The sequence below is a fragment of the Streptococcus pseudopneumoniae genome (assembly GCF_001072315.1).
GTDB lineage: Bacteria > Bacillota > Bacilli > Lactobacillales > Streptococcaceae > Streptococcus > Streptococcus pseudopneumoniae_R.
In genome coordinates, this window is sequence record NZ_JVLI01000114.1 from 1 (window position 1) to 5,607 (window position 5,607).

Here is a 5,607-nt window from a genome sequence, read left to right on the forward strand (position 1 = left end):
CAGTGCTTTGAGCAACCTACGGCTAGTTTCCTAGTTTGCTCTTTGATTTTCATTGAGTATAAATAAATACTCCAAAGCCTGCAAAAATCTCAAATATCCTCTTACAATTTGATATAATAGTAAAAAGAACTCGATTGAAGGAGGAAATGATGTCGGTTTTAGTAAAAGAAGTGATTGAAAAGCTTAGACTAGACATTGTCTATGGCGAACCAGAATTGCTTGAAAAGGAAATCAATACAGCGGATATTACGCGACCTGGTCTTGAAATGACAGGTTATTTTGACTACTACACGCCAGAGCGGATTCAACTTTTGGGGATGAAGGAGTGGTCTTATCTGATCAGCATGCCTTCCAACAGCCGTTATGAAGTTTTGAAAAAAATGTTTCTACCTGAGACACCTGCGGTCATTGTTGCCCGTGGTTTGGTGGTTCCAGAGGAGATGTTAAAGGCAGCCAGAGAATGTAAGATTGCCATTTTAACCAGCCGTACAGCTACTAGTCGTTTGTCTGGAGAGTTATCTAGCTATCTGGATTCTCGTTTGGCAGAACGTACCAGTGTGCATGGAGTCTTGATGGATATCTATGGAATGGGTGTCTTGATTCAGGGTGATAGTGGCATCGGTAAGAGTGAGACAGGTCTAGAGCTTGTCAAACGTGGTCACCGCTTGGTAGCCGATGACCGGGTCGATATCTTTGCCAAGGATGAGATTACTCTCTGGGGTGAACCAGCTGAAATTTTGAAACACTTGATTGAAATTCGTGGGGTTGGGATTATCGATGTTATGAGTCTCTACGGTGCCAGTGCTGTCAAGGATTCTTCACAGGTTCAGCTTGTTGTCTATTTGGAAAATTACGACACGCATAAAACTTTTGATCGTCTTGGCAACAATCCAGAGGAATTAGAAATTTCTGGCGTAGCTATTCCTCGTATCCGTATTCCAGTTAAAACAGGTCGTAATATTTCTGTCGTGATTGAGGCAGCTGCCATGAATTATCGTGCCAAGGAAATGGGCTTTGATGCGACGCGTTTGTTCGAAGAACGCTTGACAAATCTCATCGCTCGAAATGAGGTGCCTAATGCTTGATCCAATTGCTATTCATCTAGGCCCTCTAGCCATTCGTTGGTATGCCCTGTGTATTGTGACAGGTTTGATTCTTGCGGTTTATTTGACCATGAAAGAAGCGCCTAGAAAGAAGATCATACCAGACGATATTTTAGATTTTATCTTGGTAGCCTTTCCTCTGGCTATTTTAGGAGCTCGTCTCTACTATGTCATTTTCCGTCTTGATTACTATAGTCAGAATTTAGGAGAGATTTTTGCCATTTGGAATGGTGGTTTGGCCATTTACGGTGGTTTGATTACAGGGGCTCTTGTTCTCTATATCTTTGCTGATCGCAAACTTATCAATACTTGGGATTTTCTAGACATCGCGGCGCCTAGCGTCATGATTGCCCAAAGTTTGGGACGTTGGGGCAATTTCTTTAACCAAGAAGCCTACGGGGCTGCAGTGGATAATCTGGATTATCTACCTGGCTTCATCCGTGACCAGATGTATATTGAAGGGAGCTACCGTCAGCCGACCTTCCTTTATGAGTCTCTATGGAATTTACTTGGATTTGCCTTGATTCTGATATTGAGACGAAAATGGAAGAGCCTCAGACGAGGTCATATCACTGCTTTCTACTTGATTTGGTATGGTTTCGGTCGTATGGTTATCGAAGGCATGCGGACAGATAGCCTCATGTTCTTTGGCCTTCGAGTGTCTCAATGGCTATCAGTTGTCCTTATCGGCCTCGGTATTTTTATCATTCTATATCAAAATCGAAAGAAGGCCCCTTACTATGTTACAGAGGAGGAAAACTAAATGTTAGAAGTTGCATATATTCTTGTTGCCCTAGCTTTGATTGTCTTTTTGGTCTATCTGATCATTACTGTACAAAAGCTTGGACGTGTGATTGATGAAACAGAAAAGACGATTAAAACCTTGACTTCAGATGTGGATGTGACCTTGCATCATACCAATGAATTGCTGGCTAAGGTCAATGTCTTGGCAGATGATATCAATGTCAAGGTGGCAACAATTGATCCACTCTTTAATGCTGTTGCAGATTTATCTCTATCTGTTTCAGACCTCAATGATCATGCGCGTGTCTTGAGCAAGAAAGCTTCATCAGCAGGTTCAAAAACACTCAAGACTGGTGCAAGTTTGTCAGCTCTTCGTCTTGCAAGTAAATTTTTCAAAAAATAAAAAAGGAGAATTCTTATGGGTAAACTATCCTCAATCCTTTTAGGAACCGTTTCAGGTGCAGCTCTTGCCTTGTTTTTAACAAGCGACAAGGGCAAACAAGTTTGCAGTCAGGCTCAAGATTTTCTGGATGATTTGAGAGAAGATCCAGAGTATGCCAAGGAGCAGGTTTGTGAAAAACTGACAGAAGTTAAGGAGCAGGCTACAGATTTTGTTCTGAAAACCAAAGAACAGGTAGAGTCAGGTGAAATCACTGTGGACAGTGTCCTTGCTCAAGCCAAATCATGTGCCCGTCAAGCGACAGAAGCTTCTAAAGAAATCTTGAACAGTCTCAAAGAACAACTGGAAGAAAAAGTGGTTGTGGAAGAACAAGAAGGTCAAGAAATCGTCATCGAGATTCAAGAAGATTAAAATCAGTATACCGTTTCTTGGTTTTTTATAAAATCAAGAAATGGTTATTTTTTTCCTTTAATGAACTCTTTGTGATATAATGGCAGTATAGAGCGTGCAATATTTTGATTTCTTCCATAATGTAGTAAAATTTTAATAGCAGGTTATTGATTATCATACGGATGGGGAAGTGGACCTAGATGATAAAAGAGAAAAGATAACCTTGGTTCTTTTTTACAGAGTTGTTTGGTAGTCTAAAATAAGTGCTTCTGTCCGTAACCTAAATAACCCGCCTGATGAACTGGGTGACTGGGTTGAGCTATTACAAGAAATAGTTATTTAAAAATTGAAAGGATTTAAAATGTGACGGATTAAAGTATAGTAAAGTTCCTAAAGTTTATGAGATGAAAAAATTATGATTTTGTTAACAGAAAATGTTAGCGTTTTCTATATTGTGTATAAAAAATAGTTAGAAAGAAATTTGATTAAATGAAAGATATTTTTAATAAGCGACAACGTTTTTCGATTCGAAAGTTTTCTGTTGGAGTGGCTTCTGTACTAATAGGAGTTTCCTTGTTTGCTCCGACTCAAGGAGTCTTGGCTTCTACGGAAAATAATTTGGTAACAGAGATAGGGGCTAATTCTGAAAGGGAGAGTTCGATCCCTACTGTGGAGAAAAAAGAAGAGGCTCAAAGTTCGCTAGAGAATCGAGGAGATATTTCCAGTCCATCTTCAAAAGATATTCCAATGATATCTACAAGAACTACAGAACTTGAGACATCTGGGGATACAGAAAATAATAGTTTGACCACAAGGACTTTCGTGGTGGGTGAAGACAGATCAAGCACTCCAGCGGTGAGAGCAGCATCAGTTCCCTCTTCCGATATTAAAAAATATGAATTGACTGAGGAAGATGCTAAAAAAATCAAAGCAGGACTAATCGGTTCAGAAGGTGATAAGTATGATAGCCTATTGCTAGATGGACCTGAGTTGAAGCCGAATGATTATACAGATGAGGATTATCTAAGTAATAAAGATGAAATTTATATTTATGAAAAAGGCGGGAAAAAGTATGTAGGATATAATAGTCATCCGCTACTAGAAGATACTGATGGTGATGGTATTATTGATAGTGACGAAAAGTCAGATGAAAAATTAAAATGGAACGTAAGCGAGCGCGATATGATTATGTTCATGGAATTGTCCTACCGTGATGATAATTATATTGATAGAGTGCTGGATCATAAGAAACCCTTAACAGAGTCAGAGTTATATAAAAAGAATGGTGAAACTAGACCACGTTATGAGTATATGATGATGAATAAGGAATTAGCTCCTTATTGGAAAAGAAAGAAAAGCTACCATACCTCCAGTGGACTAGATGCTGTCTTGTATGAAACAAAGAGTGATTTCTCATATTTACCAAATGGAACTGCACAAGTATTAGCCTTTCGTGGAACAAGTGATGCCAAAGATATAGGAGCTGATATAACACTGGGAACAGGAAGCAATCCTCAACAAGGGATCGATGCAGAAAATATCATGTGGGAACTGGCTAAAGATAAGAGTATTACCAATCTATATTTGACAGGGCACTCTTTAGGAGGATATTTAGTACAACGGGCAATGGTTGAAGCCTATCAGTTGGCATATTCTGACAGCAGAGTCATGTCTTCTAAAGACCAGCGGGCTTATAGAAACTTTTATAATAATGTCTTAAAAAAAGGAACAACCTTTAATGCCCCAAAAGTAAGGACAGGTCTGTTCTCATCATCTGCGTTTTGGCAAAAAGGTTTAGATAGTAAAAACATAGCTAAGTCTGGGAAAATGACACATTATATAGTTAATAATGATTCTACTATAAGAAAAAGTGTCAGTAATGATAGTGATGTTGTCATAAATGTTGGAAATACAAAAGGAGGTCATAGTTCCCGTTCTTATTTTGAAGCCGATATGATTAATAGACGACCAGAGTTTATTTCTGGGAAACGAATTTCCTTAGATGGGATAGGTTTTCAAAATCCTAAGATTACTACAGCTAAGTCTTTAGAAAAAGTTGGAGAAACTGTTGTATATAGTAAACGCGGAAATGACATCATTAAGTTAACAACTGTTAGTATTAAGGATCCTGATACAGGAAATATTACTGAGAATAAAACTGATGAAATCTTTAAGAAAGATGGAGCTAAGGACAAAGTAGAAACAACAGCAATCCCATCACCTAAGAATTATGTAAAAGATGAAAGTCGCGAAAAAGAACAAGCTAATGTTGAAGTACCTGGTAAAGCTGGAGAACAGACGGTAACAACAACTTATAGTGTCAATCCTAACACTGGAGATCTTATTGAACATGTAGGACAACCAGTAGTTAAGAAACCGGCAACAGAAACAGTTGTCAAAGTCGCAGCCAAGGATGAAGTAGAATACATTAAAAAAGGAGCCGACGTTGTTAAGAAGACAACAAGCTACACAGTAAACTCAAAAACTGGCAGTCTTACTTCGACTGAGAAGGAAGAAGTAGTCAATAGAGGTGGCGCGAGGGATATAGTTGAGTATAGTTCAGTTGAACCCACACCAGTTTATTTAAAAGATGTGAACAGTCCAAAAGGTACTAATACCGTTCAATTTCCAGGGAAAGCAGGAAAAACTAAAGTCACCACAACATATAGCGTAAATCCAGTAAATGGAACCCTAATTCCATCAAAAGTCGAACCAGAAGTCGTATATAGACCAATAGCTAGAGTTGTAAAAGTGGGAGCGAAGGATAAAGTAGTAGAAACGCCAATTGAACCTGAAGTTGAGTATGTTAGAGATGGTGAAAAAAACTTCGGTACACCATCTCATCGTACTGAGGGTAAAAAAGGTAAAACGGTTACTACAATCACTTACGATGTAGATTCAAACGATGGTCATATCACAGAACACGTTGGCAACCCAGTAGTCACCCCAGCAGGTAAGACAATTGTTAAA

General features: G+C 38.8%; 5 protein-coding genes. All 5 read left to right on the plus strand.

From position 1 onward, the window contains the following. Positions 1-149 precede the first annotated feature (149 nt). Positions 150-1,085 (plus strand): HPr(Ser) kinase/phosphatase, encoded by a 936-nt coding sequence (hprK, locus tag ADH54_RS05995; protein ID WP_049524408.1) that lies wholly within the window; start codon positions 150-152, stop codon positions 1,083-1,085. Continuing rightward, positions 1,078-1,866, plus strand: coding sequence for a prolipoprotein diacylglyceryl transferase (lgt, locus tag ADH54_RS06000; RefSeq protein WP_049524409.1), 789 nt, complete (start codon positions 1,078-1,080; stop codon positions 1,864-1,866). The genes hprK and lgt overlap by 8 nt, the downstream gene beginning before the upstream one ends. Then, positions 1,867-2,250 (plus strand): DUF948 domain-containing protein, encoded by a 384-nt coding sequence (locus tag ADH54_RS06005; RefSeq protein WP_000895038.1) that lies wholly within the window; start codon positions 1,867-1,869, stop codon positions 2,248-2,250. A gap of 15 nt (positions 2,251-2,265) precedes the next feature. Continuing rightward, positions 2,266-2,658: a YtxH domain-containing protein gene (locus ADH54_RS06010; protein ID WP_049524410.1), complete on the plus strand. Its 393-nt coding sequence runs from the start codon at positions 2,266-2,268 to the stop codon at positions 2,656-2,658. 468 nt (positions 2,659-3,126) lie between these two features. Continuing rightward, positions 3,127-5,607: YSIRK-type signal peptide-containing protein (locus ADH54_RS06015; RefSeq protein ID WP_049524411.1), on the plus strand; the 2,481-nt coding region annotated here is incomplete at its 3' end.